Genomic DNA, 24645 nt, shown 5'->3' with positions numbered 1-24645 from the left:
GTCACATTTTTGCCCTGATGCTTTCTGGCAATAAAAACGTACCATCGCCCCCTGAGCGGGGGAAATTCTTTTTATATTTTCGGTTATGCATTTCCCACATAACCATTTTTTTCGGCGTTTGATGAAACCGGAAATTTTCAATGAAAATATGTGACATCACTCACAAAAAAATAAGATAAAAATTATCCAAATATTATTCACAAGGGGACCACTGGCCTTCTAATATAATTAAACCACCCTGTAAAAATTCGGCTTAATGTAGTCTAAGGTATAACCGTGGAGTTTTAATTGAGAATGGCAATTACATATATATACGGCTGAGTAATTAAAATATATATATAATAAAAACTTTAATTAGAGTTTGACTGCAATCGATAATTTCATTTATATAAATCTACGGAGGATGAGGGAGCAATATCTCAATTTATTGCTTTAAAAAATTCTTAAACTCTTTCAAAAATATGGCCACCGTGGGATTGGTATTTTTATTATCCCAGACCAGTTCCAGATTGAACCAGCAGTCCTCTTCGGCAATGTCCAGCATGACGCAGTTCTGGCCCGCCAGATATCCCCGGTGCCTGGGCATCAGGAGCACCGCACGATCGGTGAATTCCAGGTTGAAACAGCAGGTCTTCAGATTGGGGTATTCCCTGTCCAGGGTGAAATTAATGTTATGGATGGTTAAAAATCGGGTGCTGTATTCATCGGACAGGGTAAACTCACGGGGATCAACCCGCATTATCGGCCATTCACCCACCTCACGCAGGGAGACGCTGCCGCGCCCCGCCAAGGGATGACATTTATTGACCACCGCACACAGCGGATCGGTTTGAAAAGGCAGCGTGCAAAATTTCGATTCATTGATCATAAAACTGGGCCGGATTAGAAATCCCATATCGCTGGTATGGTTATCCAGTAAAGCAAGGGCTTCATCCAGCTCGCTGTCGCGGCATTCTATAGCGATATCGCTATGTTTGGCGCGAAATTGCGTCAGGAAAGTTATCAAGACTTTCTGGATGGCTTCTCCCAGAAAAGTAATTGAGAGCCGGCGTCGGCTTTTACCGGTAAACGATTGGATCGCTGATACCGACGTTTCATATTGGAATAATATTTTGCTCGCTTCCTCAGAAAATAATTTCCCGGCGCTGGTCAGTTCAACCTTATGCGTGTCGCGTTTAAAGAAACTGACTTCAAAATATTCCTCCAAATATTTCATATGCCTGCTTAATACCGGCTGAGTGATATTCATTTTCTGCGCGGCTTTGCTAAAATTCAGTGTTTTCGACAATAATACAAATTCATGCAAAAGTTGTATTTCCACGATCGTTCTCTTTTCACTGAATAATACCTATTTTTATCATACCGAAAATTGACCGGCTAAACCGTGAGAGCCATCAAAAGGCTTGGCGTTAATGACGCTTTAGCCATGCTGTCTTGATGGCATGGCGCTGTCGCGGCGGCCCGGCGTGCATGGATCGTTATAATGTGGCCCTTAGCTAAAACAGGGCCTGATTGCCGCTGTCAGCGTAAAAACTTTCCTTCGATGCGGCGCATGCGGGCATCATCCTGCAATTCAATAATCTCATTTACCGCGGGCAGCGTTTTATCCACTTCACGGATACCGCCGTCCCGGCGGATTTGCGCAAAAACGCTGCGCATGGCGCCCACCGCCGCGCGGATGGCGTGATTACCGTAAATCACGATACCCACCTTGCCCAGGGCGGCAACGTCGGCTTCGGTGAGCTGCGGATAGGCGGTGGGTACCAGCACCAAGGGAATGCTCCCCTGCCAGGCGGCGATAAAAGAGAGGATTTCATCCGGCGTGGTTTGCTTTGAGTGAATCAATACCGCATCGGCCCCCGCCTCCTGGTAGGCCAGGCCGCGTTTTTGCGCTTCCGCCTGGCCCAGGCCGGCTATCAGGGCTTCCACCCGGGCGATAACCATAAAATCCCGGTCATGCCGGGCGCTCACCGCCGCGGCCACCTTGCCCTGGAACTCGTCAACGCGCACCAGCTCCTGGCGGCCCCCGGCGCGCAGGCTGGTATCCTTGGGGAAGGTTTTGTCTTCAATGACGACAGCCGAGGCGCCGGCGGCCTCATACTGCGGAACCACATAGCTGACGTTTACCGCATTGCCGAAACCGGTATCGATATCGGCTATCAACGGAATGGCTGTTACCGATGCGATGGCGCGCATCATCTCCAGATGGGTACCCATGGAAAGAATATTGGCATCGGGTACCGCATAGCTGGCGGACAGTTCGAAACCGCTGCCCCAAACGGCGTCGAAGCCCGCTTCTTCCGCCAGCTTCGCCGCCAGGGGATTATGAGCCGCCATGGCGGTAAGGAGTTTCCCGCCCGCGAGGGCATCACGCAGGATACGGTTTTTGGTCATCTGTCTGGCCGCTACATCGCTAACAATGAAAAGTTTTTTATCATCCCGGCGAGGAAAGCGCAATGAAGTTAAACCCGCTGCGACAATATCACGTCCAGCAAGCCGGGGAAGCGGGTCTGCATATCTTCACGGCGCAGCTGATTCATATGGGTGGTGCCGACGTTTTGAGTATGGACCAGCCCGGCATCGCGCAAGACGCGGAAATGGTGGGAAACGCTGGATTTAGGACGGCCGCCGTCCAGTTCGCCGCAGCTGGCCTCCCCCTGGAGGGCCAGGCGCCGCACAATGTCCAGACGCAACGGATCGCTCAGGGCGTATAGCACGCGCTCGAGGACGAATTCATCGGCGGTAGGATGTTTGAAAGGTCTCATGGGCTAACTATACCTAAAAGGTTGCCTGAAATCCATTATTCGATTAATATCGAAATATAGAATTATCAGTAAATGCGATCCCACTTTTAAAAAGGAAGTCTTTATGTCAGCACTTTTTCAACCCTTCAAGCTTAAGGATGTCACACTTCGCAACCGCATCGCCGTCCCGCCGATGTGCATGTACTCCGCCGATGACGGCCTGATCAACGATTGGCATCAGGTACATCTGGCCGCCCTGGCCCGCGGCGGCGCCGGACTGGTCGTGGTGGAAGCCACCGCCGTTGCGCCGGAAGGCCGTATCACCCCCGGATGCGCCGGCATCTGGAACGACAAGCTGGCGCAGGCCTTTGTCCCGGTGGTAAAAGCCATCAAAGCGGCGGGAGCGGTACCCGGCATCCAGATAGGACACGCGGGGCGTAAAGCCAGCTCCAATCGTCCCTGGGAAGGAGACGATCATATCGCCGACAGCGATCCACGCGGCTGGCAGACCATCGCGCCCTCCGCGATTGCCTTCGGCGCCAATTTACCCAAGCAACCCAAAGCCATGACCCTGGAGGATATCGCCCGGGTACGCAACGATTTCGTCGCGGCGGCCCGCCGTGCCCGCGACGCCGGTTTTGAATGGCTGGAGCTGCATTTCGCCCATGGCTATCTGGGCCAGAGTTTCTTCTCCACGCACTCCAACCAGCGCCACGACCAGTACGGCGGCAGCTTGGAAAACCGCAGCCGTTTCCTGCTGGAAACCCTGGCGGCAGTGCGTGAAGTCTGGCCGGAAAATCTGCCGCTCACCGCCCGTTTCGGCGTCATCGAATTCGACGGCCGCGACGAGGAAACCCTCACCGAGTCCATCGAACTAACCCGCCGGTTCAAAGCCACCGGGCTGGATCTGCTCAGCGTCAGCATCGGGTTTTCAACACCTGACGCCAACATTCCCTGGGGACCGGCGTTTATGGGCCCCATCGCGCAGCGGGTGCGGGAAGAAACCGGCATTCCGGTAGCTTCCGCCTGGGGGTTCGGCACGCCGGAACTGGCTGAAAAGGCGGTCGCCGAAGGCCAGCTGGATCTGGTGCTGGTGGGCAAAGCACATCTGGCCAATCCGCACTGGGCCTACTATGCCGCCCGCGAACTGGGTATCGATCGACCGTCCTGGACCCTGCCGGCGCCTTATGCCCACTGGCTGGAAAGATACTGATCGTCACGTCCCGGCGCGGGCTTTGCCCGTTCAGCTCAACTCCCCCACGTCGGGGGAGTTGCTCAGATGATGACTCAACCCTCACCTTTCATTCGCCGGGATATTGTGCCCATATCTGGCGCCAAACGATGGACCTGTCTCGACGAAAACTTTGCGCTATCGCCTGAACCAATGCTTAACCGGACTTATCAAAGAGTGTTTTCTGAAAGAGCGCTACCCTTCATCATGTTAACGTCATTTTGTCATTTCAGAGGTTGAAATAAGTCAGCCGCAATGGCATTGACAAGGAGTGTCATCAATGAATTTTACCATTGATCGTGCAAGCTCGATGGCGGAACACCTTTCCGGTATCGGCACCGGTTTGGCAAGAGACGAAGCCACCTCACCTCAAGGTATCCTTGAGCATATTCTCAATTTTTTTACCTTTGGCTACCTGAGCAGGCAGCGCGCCGAGGCATATGATGCGTTCGCCGAAGCCTTGGCCACCTCACTTTACCTTGCGTCCCCGGACAGCGCTTCATGTAAAATTCCGGCAAGGCTGGTGGTGGATTTCGCCGGCTATACCGTTACGTTCACCCTGCCGGATGACGACCCTTGTGAATTAAATCCCGTCATTATCGACGTGAGCAAGGACGGCAAATGTATCCGGTCGGAAGTAAACAGAAAAATGTATTGCCGCAGCAGCACCGGTTTAATGATACGACGGCGGGCCGGTCTTCCCCATAACGCCGTAGTCTTAACGGACCGAGGGCATATAGACCTCAGGGACGCTAATCTGATGAATGCCAATCTGCACGATGCTGACCTGCGCAGCGCCGATCTGAGCCATACCATTCTGCGCGGCGCCTGCCTGCGTCAAGCCAACCTCTTTGCCGCCAATCTGGAAGGGATTGATTTGAGGTGGGCCATCTTGGCTGAAGCTGAACTGGGTAATACCGATCTGAAAGGGGTCGACCTGCGCGGGGCCGATTTGAGAGACGCTAAATTGGGTAACACGATTCTGAGGGAGTCGAACATGAGCGGTATTGCCCTGGATAACGCAAACCTGAGTTGGGCTGATTTGAGAGGGGCTAACCTGAGCGGGGCTGACTTGAGCGGCGCCAACCTGCGCAAAGCCGACCTGACCGGAGCTGACTTGACCGGAGCTATCCTGACCGGAGCCGACCTGACCGGAGCTGACTTGACCGGAGCTATCCTGACCGGAGCTGACTTGACCGGAGCTATCCTGACCGGAGCTGACCTGACCGGCGCTATATTGACCGGCGTTGTTCCCTGCGCCGCCATAGAGGTAATCTTATCGGGCCCTTTGGCGGGAGGATCATTGTCTCAAATTCATCCATGAGGAATAATCAGCGATAATCCCGCCGGAAAGGGGCCTGGATAGGGCGATGAAATGATAAAATCAGCATAACGCCTGCTGATCTATGGCAAATAGCCATAGATCAATTGCTGTATCGGTAAAACCAAGGAGATAACGTGGATAATAATACATCCGGCATTAACTTTACCGCCGCCCAGGCCCTGGATAAGCTGGAGTCGCTGTATGACGGCGCGGTAACGGCGCTGCGCGAAGCCATCAAGGATTTCATCAAGGACGGCCGGCTACCGGACGAACAGGCGCGGGCCGCGGGACTGTTTGCTTATCCCGAACTGCGCGTCAACTGGGACGGGGTTTCCCAAGGCCATCCCAAGAACCGGGCTTACGGCCGTTTCGCCCGTCCGGGCTGCTACACCACCACCATTACCCGTCCACGGCTGTTTCGGCATTATCTGACCCACCAGTTGGAGATGCTGGAGGGCGAATACGCCGCCAGTATCGAGGTGCTGCCGTCGCATCATGAAATTCCCTTTCCTTATGTCATCGACGGTTCCGACCTGGCTCTTGACCGCTCCATGAGCGCCGGCATCGCGCAGCATTTTCCCACCACGGAGCTGTCGCAAATCGGCGATGAGACCGCCGACGGGTTATTTACCTATGCCAAGAACTTTCCGTTATCCCATTTCGACGCCCTGCGCACCGATTTTTCCCTGGCCCGTCTTAAGCACTACACCGGCACGCCGGTGGACCATTTCCAGCCGTTCATCCTGTTCACCAACTACACCCGCTATGTGGATGAATTCGTACGCTGGGCCTGCAGCCAGATTGCCGACCCCGACAGCCCGTATGAGGCGCTGTCCTGCGCCGGGGGCACCTATGTCACCGCCGAGACCTTGAATCCCGGGCAAGCGGTTTCCGATCTGGCCTGGAAAAACCATCAGATGCCCGCTTACCATCTTATTTCAAGGCGGGGACGGGGTATCACGCTGGTGAATATCGGCGTCGGCCCGTCCAACGCCAAGACCATTTGCGATCACCTTGCGGTCCTGCGTCCCCACGCCTGGCTGATGATCGGCCACTGCGGCGGTCTGCGGGAGAGCCAGATGATAGGCGACTATGTACTGGCGCACGCTTACCTGCGCGACGATCACGTGCTGGACGCGGTGTTGCCGCCGGATATTCCCATTCCCAGCATCGCCGAAGTGCAGCGCGCCCTGTATGACGCGACCAAAACCATCAGCGCCATGCCGGGGGATCAGGTGAAGCAGCGCCTGCGCACCGGCACCGTGGTCACTACCGACGATCGGAACTGGGAGCTGCGCTATTCCGCCTCGGCGCTGCGTTTTAACCTCAGCCGCGCGGTGGCGGTGGACATGGAGAGCGCCACCATCGCCGCCCAGGGTTACCGCTTCCGGGTACCTTACGGCACGCTGCTGTGCGTTTCGGACAAGCCGCTGCACGGCGAAATCAAGCTGCCCGGCCAGGCGAACCGTTTCTATGACGGCGCCATCTCCGAGCACCTGCAGATAGGCATCCACGCCATCGAACTGCTGCGCGCGGAAGGCGATCAATTGCATTCCCGCAAGCTTCGCACCTTCAACGAGCCGCCGTTTCGGTAGAGGCCCGATATTACCACCCGCCGGAAAAGCAGCGTGATGATATTCCGGCGGGGAGTCCCCCCAGCGTTAACGCCGCCCGCGAAAGAGTACTGCGGTAATTCTCCGGCATTCAATCCAGCCTGATACCCGACGCCTGCTAAATGTGTGACGGGCGTCTTGTTTCCATTCAAGAATACTTGTATGGAAGAATGGAAGTAGTATTTTTAACCTATTGCTCTAGGTTAATAAAGTAAGGAAAGCGACCCTCATGAAAAGTGTAGTCATCAATAAGCCGGGCGAGCTGGTTTTGCAGCAGCGGGACATACCGCAACCCGCCGCCGGTGAAGTCCGGATTAAAATTCGTTCCGCCAGTATTTGCGGTTCCGATGTGCATATTTGGCGCGGGCATAATCCCTTCGCCCGCTATCCCCGGGTTATCGGCCACGAATTTTTCGGCGTAATTGACGCGGTCGGGGCGGGAGCGGACAGCCGGCGCATCGGCGAACGGGTCGCGGTGGACCCGGTGGTCAGCTGCGGCCACTGCTACCCCTGTTCGGTGGGCCGCCCTAACGTCTGCGCCTCTTTGCAGGTGATTGGCGTACACCGCGACGGCGGTTTCAGCGAATATGCCTGCGCCCCGGCGGAAAACGCCTATCTCCTGCCCGCCGCCATTCCCGATGAGGTGGCGAGCCTGGTGGAACCCTTCACCATCGCCGCCAATATCACCGCCTTTCTCAAGCCCACGACGCGGGACGTGGCGCTGGTATATGGCGCCGGGCCCATGGGGCTGACGGTTGTCCAGGTGCTAAAAGGCGTCTATGACGTGAGCCGGGTGATCGTGGTAGACCGCATTCCGCAGCGCCTGGCGCTGGCCCGTGCCAGCGGAGCCGACCTGACGCTGGATAACGGCACCACGCCGCTGGCGGAACTGCTAAACGGCGAGCAGCCGACTCTGATAGTGGATGCCGCCTGCCATCCGTCCATTCTGCCCGAAGCCGTGGCGCTGGCCTCCCCCGCCGCCCGCATCGGCCTGCTGGGGTTCTCCGGCGACCCTTGCACGGTGACGCAGCAAAGCCTCACCAGCAAGGAGATTTCGCTGTTCACCTCGCGGCTGAACAGTAAGCGATTCCCGGCGGTCATCGACTGGATGGCGCGCGGCATTATCGCGCCGGCCAAGCTGGTGACCCATTCCCTGCCCCTGGCCCAGATAGAAGAGGCGATGACTATCTTTGAACAAGATCCGCAGCGCTGCTGCAAGGTGATTCTTACTGTCGGCTGATACGCTTCGTACGGTATACGCCGCCTCGGTGCCCTAAATTCTTCATAAGAACCGGAGTTGCTATGTTTCGTAACTTACGCTGGACGATCGTTTTCCTGTTATTCCTGGTCTACATGATCAATTACATCGACAGGGTTGCATTGTCGATCACCGTTCCGATGATAGAAAAAGACCTAACCATTAACGCTGAACAGTTCGGCCTGATCTTCGGCAGCTTCTTTTTTGGTTATGCCTTATTCAACTTTCTCGGCGGCCTGGCGACGGACCGATTCGGTCCCAAACTGGTGATGGGACTGGCGGTGACGCTCTGGTCCATATTTTGCGGATTGACCGCCTTCGCCACCGGCTTCTGGTCGATGATGATCCTGCGGGTACTGTTCGGCATGGCGGAGGGGCCAATCTGCGCCTCCGCCAATAAAACCATCAACGGCTGGTTTCCGAAGAAACAGGCGGCAACGGCCATGGGCTTTCTCAGCGCCGGTTCGCCGCTGGGCGGCGCGGTAAGCGGGCCGATCGTGGGTTATCTGGCCCTGGCGTTCGGCTGGCGTCCGGCTTTTATAGCGATTTGCGTCATCGGCCTGGTGTGGATGGCCGGCTGGCTGTTCTTCGCCGCGGACAATCCGTCCCGCAGCAAACGGGTCAGCGAAGAGGAACGGCTGCTGGTAAACCAGATGAAAGCGGAAGTCATCAGCGCAGACGAAGAACTGGCCCAATCGGCCCACGGCCTGGGATATTACCTGCGCCAGCCGATTATCCTGGTCACCGCCTTCGCCTTCTTCTGTTATAACTACATTCTGTTTTTCTTCCTGAGCTGGTTCCCCAGCTATCTGGTACAGGCCCATAACCTGAACATCAAGGAAATGAGCCTCACCACGATGATTCCTTGGATTGTGGGGTTCGTGGGTTTGGCGCTGGGGGGATGGATTTCCGACAGAATTTTTCAGTTAACCGGCCGCCTGCTGCTCTCGCGCAAAATCGTGCTGGTAGTGTCGTTATTCGCGGCGGCGATTTGCGTGGCGCTGGCGGGCATGGTGAGCAGCGTGGTGCCGGCAGTGGTGCTGATGTCGGTGTCGATTTTCTTTCTTTATATCACCGGCGCCATTTACTGGGCCATTATCCAGGACGTGGTGCATAAAAGCCGGGTTGGGGGCGCAAGCGGTTTTATCCATCTTATCGGCAGCGTGTCCGGTATCGTGGGCCCGGTCGCCACCGGCTATATCGTACAGCATACCGGCAAATTCGACAGCGCCTTCGTGCTGGCGGGGGTGGTAGCCGCCCTGGGCGCCCTGCTGGTATTGGTGGTGATCAAACCGCCAAAGCATCAAGGCAACCCGGTCTCCGCCTCCTGATCCCCATGGGCGAACGGCTCCCGTCGAGCCGTCCGCCTTTCGCCTGATCGCTTCCCGTCCACCCTAAACGTCAAAATGACTGGCGCTGGCCTTCACTCCTCTTTAGACTTATCGAATTCTTCTACGCCTACATAAAAATGAAATACTTATGCCCCTTAGTCGAGACATCACCGCCTACGAATCAGTGAGTAAACAGATCTACCGTTTCTTACGCCTAGATATTGTCTCCTGCACCATTCATCCTGGCTCGACCTTGTCGGAAAACGAGATTTCCTCCCGGTACAAAATTTCCCGCCAGCCGGTGCGCGAAGCCTTTATCAAACTGGCGGAAACCGGCCTGGTGCAGATACTGCCGCAGCGCGGCACCTTTGTACGCAAGATATCCGCCCGCCATGTGGCCGACGGCCGCTTTATCCGTGAAGCCATCGAAACAGCGGTGGTCCGGCGGGCGGCGGCGGAGGCCAAACCCGAGGACATCGCCCGATTGAACGGGATGATACATCAGCAAACATTGGCGGCGGAAAAAGACGATCCTTACGAATTCCTCCTGCTGGATGATGAATTCCATCGCGGACTGGCGCAAAGCGTTCACTGCGAACTGGCCTGGGAAACCATTGAGAATATCAAAGCCGGCATGGACAGGGTGCGCTTTCTTACCCTGAGCAAGGAGTCGCCGCCGGCGAGCCTGATTAAGCAGCACAGCCGCATCCTCGATGCCATTATCGCCGGCGACGCCGACGCCGCCGAGCTGGCGATGCATCAGCACCTAAAAGAGATGATTTTCTCCCTGACCCAGGTCGCGGAGCGCTATCACCACTGGTTTGAAGAAGACCCGCAAGACCTGTAACCGCAGGCCAGGCCCGCCATCACCGAACGCGCAGCAAGCGTGTTAAAGGGAGAGCGCGCCGATGGGGTCGACGCGGGCGTGGTTTTACCGCCCGCCGAAGCGCCCCATGGCACGCTAGGCCCGTTATCACCCATCGCGCAGCAAACGTGTTAAAGGGAGAGCGCCCCATGGCACGCCAGGCCCACCATCAACGAACGCGCACCGGGCCAGTTACAGGTAGCGTGAGGCGCCGCCAAACGATTATACTCGTGTTTTATTTATACTAGCGGGCAATATGTAACATGCGATTAAGCCAGGTTGTACGGAGCGGTCCGGGGCAATATATCTGCGAAGAGGGAGCCTTACGGTATTTACCGGAAAAATTAACCCATTTCCAACGCCCCTATATCATAGCCGGCAAACACGCCTATGCCGCGTTCCAACGGTTCATGCCGGAAAAATTGACTATCCCGGTGCTGTTTTATGATGAAACCGCCAGCCATGAAGATATGCAGCGGCTGTCACAACTGGCGCCGGACGCGGATGTGATTATCGGCATCGGCGGCGGACGCGCGCTGGATACCGCCAAAGGCACCGCCGAACTCCTGAACGTGGAAAATATCCTTATTCCGACGGTCATGGGCACCTGTTCAGCCTATACCCCTCTCTCCGCGGTCTATCACCCCGACCACACCTTCAAACAGGTGGATTATTACCACCGCGCCGCCCACCTGGTGCTGCTGGATTTATCGTTACTGATAGCCTCCCCCAAAGCGTACTTTGTCGGCGGAATCGGCGACACCCTGGCAAAATGGTACGAAGCCGAAGCCATTACCCGCAAATACCCCCGGGACAGTTTGCCGCTGTTCGTCACCATGGGACTGGCGGCGGCGAAAACCACCCTGGATACCCTGCTTGCGGACACACCGGCGGCATTGGCCGACATGGACGCGGGCCGGGTTACCCCCGCCTTCCAGCGGGTTGCCGAGGCGGTGGTTGCCGTCGCCGGCATGGTGGGCGGCTGCGGCGGAGAATATGGCCGCATGGCGGGTGCCCACGCCATTCACAACGCCCTGAGCTATCTGCCGGAAACTCATGAAATACTGCACGGCGTGAAAGTGGCCTACGGCATACTGGTGCAACTGGTGACCACCGGCGATGCGGACGTGGTGAAAAAACTCATGCCCTTTTATAGAAAAAACGGATTTCCCTACAATTTTGCCTCATTGGGCATTACCACCGATCGTGAAACGGCGATAGCCACCCTGGCGGAATTCGCCGCCGGCAGGCAGGAAACCTTCGTGCTGGCGGTTGACGCCGTCTCGCCGGAGCACATCGCGGCGGCCATCCGCCAGGTAGAGGAAATCGCCCGGCAGGTTTCTACCGAATAACCCCGCGCACGGGCGGCTGACAAGCCTACCCAGCGTCAACAGGCCCGGCCCGCGGAACCGGGCCGTTATTGCGACAGGTTGATAATGGTCCGCACGTTCTGGGCGCTGGTGGCGATGATATTGATGGCCCCGGTGCGCAGGGCGCCCAGTATCGCCAGCGCCTTGGTATTCTCTGAAGCAATGGCGATCACGCAGGGAATATTCCGTAGCTCCTCGATGCTCAGGCCGATCACCCGATCGCTCATCACCGTATCCACATGAATCCCCTGGGCATTAAAGAAATCATAACCGGCAATATCGCCGATAACGCCCTGGTTGAGATTGGCATCGATAATCTCATGGGGAGTAAACCAGCCCAGCTTGACCATATAGCTGTTTTCATTCATATCACCGATGCCCACCAGGGCGATATCGGCTTTACGAGCGCGATCGAGAGTATCCTTGATCGTACCGTTTTGCATGAACGCCTGTTTAAGGGCGCGATTTTCCACATAGGCCGGCGCATAAAGCGTTTCGCTGATGCCGCCGAATTTCCTGGCCATCCGACGGCTGATATGATCGGCGTTAATGGCATCTCCGGGCCGATGGGTCCCGCCGATGCCGCAGATAAACCGGCAATTTTTTTCCGGCACCTGCCCGATATGATCCGCCACGGCCGAAACGTTACGGCCCTGTCCCACCGTCAGCACCATATTGTCTTTCAACGTCAGCGCCAGAAAATTCGCCACCAGGGCCGCCACCTGGCGACGCTGTTCGTCCTCGTCCTGGTAATCAAGCGCAATCAGCGCGCGGCTGATGGGGAAACGCTCCTTCATCTGCTGCTCAAGCCTGGAGCTGAACACCGGATGATAGCGGACGGTGATTTCGACGATGCCCTCTTCCCGGGCGCGTTTAAGCAGACGACCAACCTTGATGCGGGAAATGCCGAATTTATTTGCTATCTCTTCCTGGGTGATCTCGTCTTGATAATAAGCAACGGCAATCTCGGTCAGTAGTTCATTATCTTGGAATATCGTTTGTTTTTCCATCTATCACCCGTTTCCTCATGACAAGCCTGCATCTTCTAATCCCTCATCCATTGTGAAAGAGGGAATAGAAAATCACAAGCCCGCTTTTATACCGACGCTACACCGCCACCGACGCCAATCGTCGCTCCACCGTATCGGCCAGCTGGGTCAACAGCAGGCAACAGGATACCGCACCGGCATCCAGCACACCGCGCGAACGCTCGCCCAAACGGCTGGCACGGCCTATTTTGGCCACCAGATCACGGGTGGAGTCGCGTCCCTGGGCCGCGTTGAGTTTCAGCTGCGCCAGCGCCTGGCTGAAGCTGTCGCCCTGCAGCACGGAACGTTCAAAACCGTCCACCGCCGGGATCAGGGTATCCATCAGGCATTTATCGCCGATGCCGGCGCTGCTGATATCCTGCAATCCGGTCAAGCCGCCGCGCAGCATCGCCGCAAACGCCGCCTTATCCAGAAACGGCTTATCCCGCACGCTGTCCGCCATGCCCATAAAGAGACTGCCGTACAGCGGCCCCATGGATCCCCCGATACCTTCCATCAGCGCGTCGGACAGGGCATCGAAGGCCTGCGCCAGGGTCAGCGCTTTGCCGTTGATGGCCTTGCCGCATAAGGTGAAACCTTTGGACATATTGATGCCGTGATCGCCATCGCCAATCGCGCCGTCGATTTCACTGAGGTACTCCCGGTTACCGACGATCACATTCACCAGATCCGCTACGATCTCGCTACCATACTGCGTTGAAATCTGCTCTGCCATGATTTATTCCACCTGGGTCAAACCCAACGATTGGACCGGTACGTCGATAAGGGCTTTCAGTTCATCATCCAGCTTCATCACCGTCAGCGTCACCCCCATCATTTCCAGCGAGGTAAAATAGTTGCCCACATAACGGCGGTGGATAGCCACCCCGCGAGCGCTCAGACGCTTTTCAATCTCGGCGTAGTAGATATACAGCTCCATAACAGGCGTTGCGCCGAGGCCGGAAATCAGCAGCGCCACCTCATCCCCTTTGCCCAGGGGCCGGTCGTTGAGCACCAGATTGAGCATGGTCTCCGCCATGGCGGACGCGGATTGGATGGGAGAAATTTCCACCCCCGGCTCTCCGTGATGGCCGATGCCGATCTCCATCGTGCCGTCTTCGATAAAGAAATTGGGCTTACCCACCGCCGGAATGGTGCAGGAACTTAAGCCGATACCGATGGAGCGGCACTGGTCAATGGCTTTCTGCGCCGCCGCTATTACCCCGTCCAGGTCATAGCCTTTCGCCGCCGCCGCAGCGCCGACTTTCCACATCAGGATTTCCCCCGCCACGCCGCGCCGTTTTTCCTTTTCACTGGCGGGCGCGGACGCCACGTCGTCGTTGGCTACCACGGTCTTGACCGCGATGCCCGCCGCGGTGGCTTTTTTAATGGCCATTTTGACGTTCATGTTATCGCCGGCATAGTTGCCGTACAGGCAGGCGACCCCCGCGCCGCCATCGGCGGATTTGAACGCATCAAGAAAAGCGCCGGCGGTGGGAGAGGAAAAAATTTCGCCTATGGCCACCGCATCAAGGAGATTTTTGCCCACATAGCCCAGGAAAGCGGGCTCATGGCCGCTGCCGCCGCCGGTTACTATACCCACTTTGCCGGCAATAGGCGCGGCCGGCGTTTTCAGCACCCGGGGATTTTCGGTGGCGGTGTAATATTCCGGGTAGGCTTTCAGGAATCCCTGCAGGGCATCTTCCACCACCTGATCCGGATCGTTAATAATCCTGTTCATCTTGACCTCATCTTTGCCTGAAGGTTAACTCATTGAATGGTATAGCCGCCGTCCACCACCAGATTGGCGCCCGTGATCATACTGGCGGCATCGCTGGCGAGAAACAGCGCGCTGGCGGCAATATCCTGCGGTTCGGCGAAACGCCGCAGCGGGATTTTCCGCTTCATTTCTTCCGCCACCTCTCCCGACCAGGCTTTACGCCCCAGTTCGGTGAGCACCACGGTGGGAGAAATGGCGTTGACGCGCACGTTATGCGGTCCCCATTCCAATGCCAGCACCTGGGTCAGGCTGATGACCCCGCCTTTACTGGCGCAATAGGCCAGATGATTAGGCAATGCCACTACGCCGGCCTGCGACGCCATGTTGATGATGCTGCCGCTGCCCTGAGCGATAAAATGGGCGCCCACCGTCTGGCTGGCGAGAAATACCCCTTTGAGATTTACCGCCATCGTGCGGTCCCAGAACTCTTCCGACAGGTCTTCCGCCGGTTGCAGCGCGACAATCCCCGCGCTGTTCACCAGAATATCGAGGTGGCCGAAATGTTCCTTGGCCTGGGCCACTGCCTGCTGCACCGAAGCCTTGCTGGTAACATCGGTATGAATGCCGATGGCATGATGTTCGCTGAGCTGCTGTGCTATACCGGCGACGTCCGCCGCGAAGTCCAGCAGGGCCACCCGGGCGCCGTTTTGCAAAAAGCGTTCGGCGATGGCGTGTCCGATGCCCGCCGCTCCGCCGGTAATAAGGGCCACTTTGCCCCGCAGTGATAATTCACCTTGTCTTTCTTTTTGACCGTTCGTCATATGTTCCTCCTAGAAACCAGGCCTATACCCGTCATCTTTCAGCAACGCGAAATCGCTTGGATATATTCATTATCCGGATGTTTTTTCCCGACCGGTATAACGCGTTTTTCCCGTCGCTATCCGTTCATTCGTTACTCGAGTGAAATCCATTAATACAAGCCGGTATCCTTGCTGGCCCAGCGTCAGGATACCGGCATATCATCGCACTCTTTTCTGAATCGTTACGTTATTGGCGTCCCTCTTTTATCACGCACGTCCGTTACGCCCGCGCGGCGGCTCCTTTATATCCCCCGCTTATGATTCCGGCTGTAATAGCTTGCGCTCGATGAGCATAAGAATACTTACGGAACAAATGAACAATAAACCCCTTACTGAAAATTACCTAGTTGGGACGTTTGAAAGTGTGACTCTGTTCAAAAAGCATTTTAAAAAGAGGTTAATGGCTTATTAAAGGATTATTTTTGCGATAATTATCACTCAATGAGTTAAATCACTGGTCAAATCGTAAAAAATAAATGAACATGTATTGAACATATGATTGATTATGGTTATGGTAGAAAAATGATCTTCCATTACTGGTTTAAACCCTTTTTATTACAAATAAGGAGTATTTTATGCTGCCAATAGCTATTGGAGCAGATGATGCCGCCATTGAGCTGAAAAATGTGCTGGTTAAATTTCTTCAAGACCGCCAGATACCCGTCACGGATTTCACCGGCAAAAGCGAAGGGGAAACCTATCCCGACGTCGCTTTCCAGGTCGCCAGCGCCATCAGGGATGAAAAACACCAGCGCGGCATCTTGCTCTGCGGTACCGGCATCGGCATGAGTATCGTCGCCAATAAGGTTCCGGGCGTCCGCGCCGCGCTGTGCCACGACACTTACTCCGCGCAACGGGCCCGCAAGAGCAACGATGCGCAAATCATCACTCTTGGCGCACGGGTCATCGGGCCGGAGCTGGCGAAAAGCATTATCGAATCCTGGCTGGGATCCGAGTTTGAAGGGGGTCGATCGGCACCGAAGGTGGCGAAGATTGACTATTACGAACAGCAGGGGGCGGAAAAATAAGCGTTCTCACTCTTCCTCCTCCTGAAATAATCAGACCGGGAAGTCTGATTAAGGAGCATAAAAATGAACCAGTTAGAGGCACTCAAGCAACTGACCGTGGTGGTCGCCGACAGCGGCGACATTGAATCCATCCGGCAATTCGAGCCGCAGGACGCCACCACCAACCCCTCCTTGATCCTGAAGGCAGCGGCGCTGCCCCAATACCATACCCTGATTGACGACGCCCTTGATTATGCCCGCAAGCAGGGGGGAAACAGGGAAACCCGGCTGATTAACGCCTGCGATAAACTGGCGGTGAACATCGGTGGGGAGATACTCAACATCGTCCCCGGCCGCGTTTCCACCGAAGTGGATGCCCGGCTGTCGTTCGATCGCGGCATGTGTATCGCCAAGGCGCGCAAGCTTATCGCCCTTTATAAAGAGCAGGGCATCGACCGTTCCCGTATCCTGATCAAGCTCGCCGCCACCTGGGAAGGGATCCGGGCCGCCGAAGAGCTCGAAAAAGAGCACATCAACACCAACCTGACGCTGCTGTTTTCCTTTGCCCAGGCGCGGGCCTGCGCCGAGGCCGGCGTATTCCTCATATCGCCCTTCGTCGGCCGCATCTATGACTGGTATCAGGCCAGGCAGCCCGCCGCCGCGTACGACGCCGAGCAGGACCCCGGCGTTAAATCGGTACGGGCCATCTATGAATATTATAAAGAGCATCGCTACCCTACGGTCATCATGGGCGCCAGCTTCCGCCTCGTGGAGCAGGTACTGGCCCTGGCGGGCTGCGATCGTTTGACCATCTCCCCTGCATTGCTGGATCAGATGAAGAAATCCGACGCTTCCCTTGAACGAAAACTGACGCCGCCCGCCCGCTGCCTGCCTCATCCGGATCTGCTTACCGAAACGGAATTCCGCTGGCAGCACAATCAGGACGCCATGGCGGTGGAAAAACTGGCTGAAGGCATCCGCCTGTTCGCCGTGGACCAGCAAAAGCTGGAAGATATGCTGGCCGCTGAACTATAACCACCCAGGAGCAAGATTATGCTACCCCGTAAAGAGTTGGCTAACGCCATTCGCGCACTGAGCATGGATGCGGTACAAAAAGCCAAATCCGGACATCCCGGCGCCCCGATGGGCATGGCGGATATCGCCGAGGTCCTGTGGCGCGACTATCTGATACACAACCCGCAAAATCCCGGCTGGGCCGATCGGGATCGCTTTGTGCTGTCAAACGGCCACGGTTCGATGCTGCTCTATAGTCTGTTGCATCTTACCGGCTATGACCTGCCCCTGACGGAACTGGCCGGCTTTCGCCAGCTGCATTCCCGTACGCCGGGTCATCCGGAGTTCGGTTATACCCCCGGCGTTGAAACCACCACCGGACCGCTGGGACAGGGCATAGCCAATGCCGTGGGTTTCGCCATCGCCGAACGCACTCTGGCGGCGCAGTTCAATCGTCCGGGACATGATATCGTCGACCATCGCACCTACGTCTTTATGGGCGACGGTTGCATGATGGAAGGCATTTCCCACGAAGCCTGCTCGCTGGCGGGCACACTGCGCCTGGGCAAGCTGACCGCCTTCTATGACGATAACGGCATATCCATCGACGGCGAGGTGGCAGGCTGGTTCAAGGACGATACCGCCGCACGTTTTGCCGCCTATGGCTGGCATGTGGTGGACGGCGTGGACGGCCACGACAGCGCGGCGATTAAAGCGGCTATCGAGGAAGCCCGCGCAGTGGCCGATAAACCGTCGCTGATTATCTGCAAAACCATCATCGGCTTCGGCTCGCCCCACAAGGGAGGCACCAGTGAGGCCCACGGCGCTCCGCTGGGGGAAGAGGAAATTCTGGCTACCCGCGAGACATTAAACTGGCCGTGGCCGGCATTCCAGATTCCGGCGGAAATTTACGCGTTATGGGATGCCAAGGCTAGGGGCCGGGAGCTTGAGTCCGCCTGGGATGAAAAATTCGCCGCCTATGCCCGAGCTTTCCCGGAACCGGCCGCTGAATTCAAACGCCGCATGGCGGGTGGATTGCCCTCCGGCTGGTTCGCGGCGGCCCAGCATTACGTCGAAACGCTGCAGGCCCATCCGGCGAATATCGCCAGCCGCAAGGCGTCGCAAAATGCGCTGGAAACCTTCGGCAAGATGCTGCCGGAATTTTTGGGGGGATCCGCCGATCTGGCGCCGAGCAATCTGACCCTATGGTCCGGTTCCAAGGACATCGCCGAAGACCCGGCTGGCAACTATCTCCATTACGGCGTACGCGAGTTCGGCATGACGGCCATCACCAACGGTATCGCACTGCACGGAGGGTTTCTGCCCTATTCCGCCACCTTTCTGATGTTTATGGAGTATGCGCGCAATGCGGTGCGCATGGCGGCACTGATGAAACTGCGCAATGTATTGGTCTATACCCATGATTCCATCGGATTGGGAGAAGACGGACCGACCCATCAGCCGGTGGAACAGTTGGCCAGCCTGCGACTGACGCCGAATGTCAGTACCTGGCGGCCCTGCGACCAGGTGGAAACGGCCATTGCCTGGCAGCATGCCGTGGAGCGCGATGACGGCCCCACCGCGCTGGTGCTTTCCCGCCAGAACCTGGCGCAGCAGCCGCGTACCCCAAGGCAGTTGGCGGATATTCGCCGCGGCGCCTATGTGCTTAAGGACTGCGGCGGTATACCGGAGCTGCTGATGATCGCCACCGGTTCGGAAGTGGACCTGGCGGCGCGGGCCTGGGATCGCTTGACGGCACAGGGACATCGCGTGCGGTTGGTGTCGATGCCGTCCACCGATGTCTTCGACCGGCAAGACGAGGCGTACCGGGAGTCGGTGCTGCCGTCCGGGGTCCCTGCCCGGCTGTCCATTGAAGCCGGCATAGCGGATTACTGGTATAAATATGTCGGCCTGCAGGGCGCCATTATCGGTATGACCCGGTTCGGCGAGTCCGCCCCCGCGGAGCAGCTGTTCGAGGAGTTCGGTTTCACCGTGGAAAACGTAGTGGCGAAAGCCGGCGCATTGCTGAAAGCATAATGGTTAGCCTTACCCGATGGGCTTGATAACAATGTGCCCGGTCGGGACAGGATGCTAGATCCTAGTAATTTACTCCTCTATCATCCTGTCCCGCCATAATGGCCCCGGGATTGTTTGCCAGCCCTCCCTCAAGTATCAACCTATCTTTTGGATCCCATTGCCACGATCCGATAGACTTCCGGGACGGAGATCTAGTAGATTCTTTGCTATTTATAGCAGGGTATACATTGTGCAATTGTCTTCATTTCACGGGTTCACCCCGGCAGGGCTGGGGTTTTTACAGCAGATCGTTACCGAAAACAGCAAAGAGTGGTTCGAGTCCCACCGCGGCATCTACAATGAAAATCTGCTGATGCCTTTTCGGGCCTTGGTGGAAAGCCTGGCGCCGGCCATGCTGAAAATCGACGATCGGTTCGAGACGCGCCCGGCCATCGGTAAAACCCTGTCGCGCATATACCGCGATACCCGCTTTTCCAACGACAAATCCCTGTTTCGCAGCCGCATGTGGCTCAGTTTCAAACGTCAGTCCAAAGAGTGGACCGATGCCCCGGTCTATTTCTTTGAGCTCTCGCCGGAGTGTTTTCGCTACGGACTGGGCTATTATTCCGCCAGCAAGGCCACCATGGATCGCTTCCGCCATCTGATGCTGCGCCAGCCGGAAGAGTTCGCCAAAGCGGCGGCCTGCTGCCGCGCGCCCCTGGTATTGGAGGGAGAACGCTACAAACGTCCGCTGATTAAAGATCAGGACCCTCGCCTTGCCGCCTGGTACAACCTTAAATCCTTCGCGGTCATGGCGACGGATACGGCGGTGGAGTCGCTGTTCTCACCGGAGCTGGCGCCGCGCCTGCAGCGCGCTTTCCAGCAGTTGGAGCCGCTTTACCATCTCCTGATGCGGGTGGAGATAATGAAGCAGATTCCGCTGGAAGACCTGTGACAATCGCGACGAATCAGGGGTCATCCATTGAAACGGGCGGATTGAATCTTGCCGGCGACGCCGTGCAAAAGGAGCGAGCCGTATAGCGCGGATTGGAACGGCGCGCCGGTTAATTATTTCTGCCGCGGATCCCGCCTCTCAATCTGTCCCAGCGGCTCATCGAAACGCAGCAGGCGGCCGGCGTTGCCCAGCACCACCAGCGTGCTGAGGTTATGCAGCACCGCCGCGATCATCGCGCCGGCGGCCCCCAGCAGGCCGAACGCCGCCGCCGCGACGATGAGCACCGTCCAGCCCAGGCCGATCAGCACGTTGATATGCAACGTGCGCCGGCAACGGCGGCTAAGCCGCACGCAGGTGCCCAGACGGCGCAGGTCGCTGCCAATCAGCACCACGTCCGCCGAGGCCAGGGCGATATCGGCCCCGCCCGCCCCCATGGCGACCCCTACCACTCCGGCCTTTAACGCCAGCGAATCATTAATGCCATCCCCCACCACCATCGGCCGGAAACCGCTGCGGATTTCGGCGGTGACGCGGGTGAGCTTATCTTCCGGCAACGCTTGGGATATCACCTCGCCGATGCCCACCGCCCCGGCGATGCTCTGCGCCACGCTCCGGCGATCGCCGGTGAGCAGCATCTGCCGGCCGAGGCCGAGCTGTCGCAGTTCGTCCAGCGCCTCGGCGGCCTCCCGGCGAACCGTATCCGCCAGCAGCAGCCAGGCGAGAAAGCGTCCATCCAGAGCCAGCCCGACGATGGGACCGTCATGCTCCGGCACCGGCAACGTGACGATGCCCTGTTGGGCAAAAAGTTCAGGACGGCCGAGCACCGCCTCGCCCTGGGCGGTGATGGCGCCCACTCCCAGGCCCTGCCGCTCGGCGATATCCGTTAACGGATAATAATCCTCCTGCGGGACCAGGGCGGCCAGCGCGCGGCTGACGGGATGATTGCTGGTGGCGCCAAGGCTGGCGGCCAGTCGCCGGACAGGCTCCGCCTGTTCTGCCGATGCCGTGCGAATTTCCTGCAAACGCAGGGCGCCGTGGGTCAAAGTACCGGTTTTATCGATAATCAGCGAGGTGAGATCCGCCAGTTCTTCCAGAAAAGCGGAGCTGCGAATCAGGATGCCGTGGCGCGCCGCCACCGCCAGGCCGGCGATGGCCGTGGCCGGGGCCGAAAGCACCAGCGCGCAGGGACAGGCGGCCACCAGCACCGCCAGCACCGCCTGGGCGTTATTGGTGACGAACCAGGTGGACGCGGCGATAAGCAGCACCAGCAGCAGATATTGTCCGGCGTGTCGTTCCAGCAGACGGGTGATGGGGGGTTTGGACCCCTCGGCCTGCTGCATCAGGGCAATGACCTTGCCCAGGGTGGATTCTTCGCCGATGCGGGTCACCTCAATACGCAGCAGGCCGTCCAGATTGATGGAGCCGCCGAACACCGTCATACCGGGCCGGACCTCCAATGGCACCGACTCGCCGGTGATGGGCGCGGTATCCAGGCTGGCCTGTCCTTCCAGTACCCGTCCGTCCGCCGGCACGCGATCCCCGGCCCGCACTTCCACCCGATCGCCGGGACGCAGATGATCGTTGTCGATCTCAAGCACGCTGCCGTCGGCCGCGATTTTTCTTGCCTGGCTGCGGGTCAGCCGGCCCAGGGCGTCGATGGCTTCCTGGGAGCCGATAACGCTGCGTTCCTCCAGCACGTGGCCGAAAATCATGATGATCGGCAGCAGCGCGGCGGTGAGCAAATCGCCGGTCGCCCAGGCGCCGAGCATGGCCAGGGCTATCAATTGGTCGGTAATACCGTGCAGGGTGGGATGCAGCAGGCTGTACCAGCCGGAGCGGAATACCGGTATGGCCACCAGCAGCGAGGAGACGCCCAGCAGCAGCTGGCCGACCCCTTCTTGATCCGGGGCAAGCCAGCGCCAGATCAATCCCAGCGCCAGCAGGCCGAAGGCTATCATGGCCAGGGTTAATTGACGGGCTATGGCGCGCTGTTCATCGCGGGTCAGCATGGTGCCGGTAATGGGGGCATGATGGTGTCCATGATGCCCGTGATGTGCATGATTACCGTGCTGCTCATGGCCATCATGATGTTCGTGCCCGGGACTATCATGATGTCCATGGCCGTCATCGTGCTCGTGAGCATCGTTGCGATCGTGAACATCGTGATGTTCGCGGGAATGTGGAGTCATGGCCGGATCGCTCATTTTTTCACCGTTGTAGCGTTGTCGACCCCTTGCAGGATCAAGTGCGCATCCTCGTGGGGATCGATGCCGGTTACCGAACCCGCCTTGGCAAAGATTGTCGCAATGCGATCGCGATACAGGCGCCAGAGGATATCAGGATCCGTACCGCTGTCCAGGGTGGTGGCCAGGCTGGTGATGGCGGCGGTATCCGCCCGCGCTTTGGCCAGCCGCTCGCTGGCGCTGGCCTGGGCGATTTGGAGGGTACGGTCGGCGGACTGATTGGCGGACTGGGTTACCCGCGCCGCATCGTTTTGCGCGCCGGCAATCACCTGCTCCGCCAGCTGGCTGGAGGTGAGCACGGCATTAAAGGCGCTCACCGCCTTGTCCGGCAGCGACGATTGCACATCCACCCGCTCTATCTCGATTCCCAGTCCGCTGCCGGCAGCCTTCAGCGCGATCAGGCTCCGGTTGATGCTCTGCTGCAAATCGCCGCGCATCCGCTCCCGCCGCGCCACCACATCGCTGTCGTTGCTTACCAGCTCGGGGCGGGCCACCAGGATGGTGTCCAGATCCCGCGAGGCGCATACCACCACGGCGGCGCGTTCCACCAGCCGATCGAGGGCCGGTGCGATATGCACTCCTTGCAGGACATAATCATAAGGATCGCTGATTTTGTAAAACACCCGCACATCCAGCTGCACCACGCCCGCATCGCCGGTGAGCAGATAGCCGGAACCCGCCAGCGTATCGCTGGTGAGGGCGTCGCCGTAATCCGCCTGCTGCGCCTGCGACGAACGCAACAAGGCCGTGACCCGGCGTTCGATCACCCGGTCGGCGGCGGGCAGCACCACCACCCGTTCAAAGGGTTGCGGCCAGGCCAGCAATAGGCCGGCGTGCTCGATACGGTGCAGGGCTTCAAAACGCAGCACTACCGCCTGGCTGTCCGGACCGATTTGCCGCACATTGCTCAGCAGCCAGGCGCCGGCGGTGAGCAGAGTCACCCCATAGAGGACCAGGAAAGCCACCCGTCCGGCCTGAAGCCAGGGGCCGCCCCGGCCGATATCGCCTATCATCGGCCGTCTCATGGCTGCCGCGACCCGGTAGCGGGCGCCGCCGGCGCAGGCGGCACCACGGGAGACAACGGTGGTTTGACCGTAGGAGCGGGCGTTAAACGCGGCGGCCCTTCCACCAGCACCCGGAACGGCGCGGCATCGGTGCGCAGCACCAAACGGGTACCGCTGTTAACGATACTGCTTAGGGTATCCAGCGAGCGCAGCAGGTCATACAGGGCCGGCGAGCTGGCATAGGCCTTGCCGTAGATCTCCGCCGACGCCACCTGGGACTGGGCCTCGATGGCCGCGGCTTTCACCGAGGCGTCCGCCTGGATAATGCGGGCATCGCGCTCGGCGGCGGAGCGGATTTCCGCCGCCCGCCGCTTACCTTCCGCGGTACGCTCGGTGGCGATGGTTTCCCGCTCGGCGCGCATGCGGTCCACCGTTGCGCCCAGGGTCACCGACGGCAGCGTCAAGCGTTCAATGCCCACCTGCACCAGGCGCACGCCGTAGGTCTGTCCTAGGGATTGCTCAATCTGTCCGCGCAGCCGCTGTTCAAAGTCCGCCAGCTGCACCTTGGATCCATCGGTGTTCACCAGGTCCGCCAACGGATAACCGCTGGCGGTGGTTTCCAGCGCGGAACCGACGAAAGTGCGTATTTGACGCGCGGCTTCGTCCGGCTGATTCTGCACCGCCCGCATAAACCGCTGCACATGGTCAGGATCGGACTGCACCTGCCAAACGGCATACGCCTGCACGATGATCCGCAGGCCGTCCCGGGTGCCCACGTCCTGCAATCCGCTGGAGGTGGTGCGTAGCCGCAAATCCACCGGGATCGCCGATTCAAACGGCAGCGGCAGCCGCCAGGCCAGGCCGGGCTTTAGCAACACCCTCACCGGATTGCCAAAGCGGGTAATCACCGTCGCTTCGCCGGAGCGCACCTGCACCAGGCAGGCGGCGGCGATAACGAATATCAGCAGCAGGGCGGACAGGCCGAGACGGCGCCAAAGCCTGGCGCGGGAAGCACGGACGTCATGATCGGGTGGCGGTGACATACTCAAAGAAGATTCTCCG

Annotated in this window: 21 protein-coding genes; 11 read left to right on the top strand and 10 right to left on the bottom strand. The window is 58.2% G+C overall.

Features of this window, described 5'->3' with window-relative positions; genetic code table 11:
• Positions 1-424: 424 nt before the first annotated feature.
• From ACL2XO_RS11415 to ACL2XO_RS11405, 3 genes are all read right to left on the bottom strand, one after another.
• Positions 425-1321, bottom strand: a complete 897-nt coding sequence (locus ACL2XO_RS11415; RefSeq protein WP_413723980.1) for a LysR substrate-binding domain-containing protein — start codon at positions 1319-1321, stop codon at positions 425-427.
• A gap of 200 nt (positions 1322-1521) precedes the next feature.
• Positions 1522-2394: a phosphonopyruvate hydrolase gene (locus tag ACL2XO_RS11410; RefSeq protein ID WP_413742735.1), complete on the bottom strand. Its 873-nt coding sequence runs from the start codon at positions 2392-2394 to the stop codon at positions 1522-1524.
• A gap of 68 nt (positions 2395-2462) precedes the next feature.
• Complete coding sequence (locus ACL2XO_RS11405; protein WP_132922293.1) at positions 2463-2765, bottom strand: ArsR/SmtB family transcription factor; 303 nt, start codon at positions 2763-2765, stop codon at positions 2463-2465.
• Between the two features lie 103 nt (positions 2766-2868).
• On the opposite strand from ACL2XO_RS11405, the gene ACL2XO_RS11400 reads away from it, so the two are divergent.
• From ACL2XO_RS11400 to ACL2XO_RS11370, 7 genes are all read left to right on the top strand, one after another.
• Complete coding sequence (locus tag ACL2XO_RS11400) at positions 2869-3957, top strand: NADH:flavin oxidoreductase/NADH oxidase (RefSeq protein ID WP_132922294.1); 1089 nt, start codon at positions 2869-2871, stop codon at positions 3955-3957.
• Between the two features lie 298 nt (positions 3958-4255).
• Positions 4256-5299 carry a pentapeptide repeat-containing protein gene (locus ACL2XO_RS11395; RefSeq protein WP_413742734.1) on the top strand — a complete coding sequence of 348 codons (1044 nt, stop codon included), beginning with the start codon at positions 4256-4258 and terminating at the stop codon, positions 5297-5299.
• A gap of 134 nt (positions 5300-5433) precedes the next feature.
• Positions 5434-6894 carry an AMP nucleosidase gene (locus tag ACL2XO_RS11390; RefSeq protein WP_413742733.1) on the top strand — a complete coding sequence of 487 codons (1461 nt, stop codon included), beginning with the start codon at positions 5434-5436 and terminating at the stop codon, positions 6892-6894.
• A gap of 247 nt (positions 6895-7141) precedes the next feature.
• On the top strand, positions 7142-8152 hold the full coding sequence (locus tag ACL2XO_RS11385) for a Zn-dependent oxidoreductase (protein WP_132922297.1): 1011 nt from the start codon (positions 7142-7144) through the stop codon (positions 8150-8152).
• Between the two features lie 62 nt (positions 8153-8214).
• Complete coding sequence (locus tag ACL2XO_RS11380) at positions 8215-9501, top strand: MFS transporter (protein WP_132922298.1); 1287 nt, start codon at positions 8215-8217, stop codon at positions 9499-9501.
• 148 nt (positions 9502-9649) lie between these two features.
• A complete protein-coding gene (locus ACL2XO_RS11375; RefSeq protein ID WP_132922299.1) occupies positions 9650-10348 on the top strand; it encodes a GntR family transcriptional regulator in 699 nt (232 codons plus the stop codon).
• 281 nt (positions 10349-10629) lie between these two features.
• Positions 10630-11718 (top strand): iron-containing alcohol dehydrogenase family protein, encoded by a 1089-nt coding sequence (locus ACL2XO_RS11370; protein WP_413723974.1) that lies wholly within the window; start codon positions 10630-10632, stop codon positions 11716-11718.
• A gap of 65 nt (positions 11719-11783) precedes the next feature.
• On the opposite strand, the gene ACL2XO_RS11365 is transcribed toward ACL2XO_RS11370, so the two are convergent.
• The 4 genes from ACL2XO_RS11365 to ACL2XO_RS11350 form a co-directional block, all read right to left on the bottom strand.
• On the bottom strand, positions 11784-12746 hold the full coding sequence (locus tag ACL2XO_RS11365) for a sugar-binding transcriptional regulator (RefSeq protein ID WP_132922301.1): 963 nt from the start codon (positions 12744-12746) through the stop codon (positions 11784-11786).
• Between the two features lie 97 nt (positions 12747-12843).
• Positions 12844-13500, bottom strand: coding sequence for a dihydroxyacetone kinase subunit DhaL (gene dhaL, locus ACL2XO_RS11360; RefSeq protein WP_413742732.1), 657 nt, complete (start codon positions 13498-13500; stop codon positions 12844-12846).
• A gap of 3 nt (positions 13501-13503) precedes the next feature.
• A complete protein-coding gene (locus ACL2XO_RS11355; protein ID WP_413723972.1) occupies positions 13504-14505 on the bottom strand; it encodes a dihydroxyacetone kinase subunit DhaK in 1002 nt (333 codons plus the stop codon).
• A gap of 29 nt (positions 14506-14534) precedes the next feature.
• Positions 14535-15305 (bottom strand): SDR family oxidoreductase, encoded by a 771-nt coding sequence (locus ACL2XO_RS11350; RefSeq protein ID WP_132922304.1) that lies wholly within the window; start codon positions 15303-15305, stop codon positions 14535-14537.
• Between the two features lie 614 nt (positions 15306-15919).
• Between ACL2XO_RS11350 and rpiB the strand changes: the two genes are divergently transcribed.
• The 4 genes from rpiB to ACL2XO_RS11330 all read left to right on the top strand — a co-directional run bounded on the left by rpiB (position 15920) and on the right by ACL2XO_RS11330 (position 20336).
• Entirely contained in the window at positions 15920-16372 is a 453-nt protein-coding gene (gene rpiB / locus ACL2XO_RS11345; RefSeq protein WP_132922305.1) for a ribose 5-phosphate isomerase B, read from the top strand.
• A 63-nt stretch (positions 16373-16435) separates the two neighbouring features.
• The gene (gene tal, locus ACL2XO_RS11340) at positions 16436-17386 is read left to right on the top strand and encodes a transaldolase (RefSeq protein WP_413723970.1); all 951 of its coding nucleotides are present in this window, start codon (positions 16436-16438) and stop codon (positions 17384-17386) included.
• Positions 17387-17404: 18 nt separating this feature from the next.
• On the top strand, positions 17405-19402 hold the full coding sequence (tkt, locus tag ACL2XO_RS11335; RefSeq protein ID WP_413742731.1) for a transketolase: 1998 nt from the start codon (positions 17405-17407) through the stop codon (positions 19400-19402).
• Between the two features lie 229 nt (positions 19403-19631).
• Positions 19632-20336 (top strand): DUF2461 domain-containing protein, encoded by a 705-nt coding sequence (locus ACL2XO_RS11330; protein ID WP_413742730.1) that lies wholly within the window; start codon positions 19632-19634, stop codon positions 20334-20336.
• Positions 20337-20449: 113 nt separating this feature from the next.
• On the opposite strand, the gene ACL2XO_RS11325 is transcribed toward ACL2XO_RS11330, so the two are convergent.
• The 3 genes from ACL2XO_RS11325 to hflC form a co-directional block, all read right to left on the bottom strand.
• A complete protein-coding gene (locus ACL2XO_RS11325) occupies positions 20450-22345 on the bottom strand; it encodes a heavy metal translocating P-type ATPase (protein WP_413726913.1) in 1896 nt (631 codons plus the stop codon).
• 191 nt (positions 22346-22536) lie between these two features.
• Positions 22537-23592, bottom strand: coding sequence for a protease modulator HflK (gene hflK, locus ACL2XO_RS11320; protein ID WP_413723967.1), 1056 nt, complete (start codon positions 23590-23592; stop codon positions 22537-22539).
• An 8-nt stretch (positions 23593-23600) separates the two neighbouring features.
• Positions 23601-24626, bottom strand: a complete 1026-nt coding sequence (hflC, locus tag ACL2XO_RS11315; protein WP_413723966.1) for a protease modulator HflC — start codon at positions 24624-24626, stop codon at positions 23601-23603.
• Between the last annotated feature and the right edge of the window lie 19 nt (positions 24627-24645).

The sequence above is a fragment of the Sodalis sp. RH15 genome (assembly GCF_047324255.1).
GTDB lineage: Bacteria > Pseudomonadota > Gammaproteobacteria > Enterobacterales > Enterobacteriaceae > Acerihabitans > Acerihabitans ligni.
This window is presented reverse-complemented; position numbering and strand designations above follow the sequence as displayed.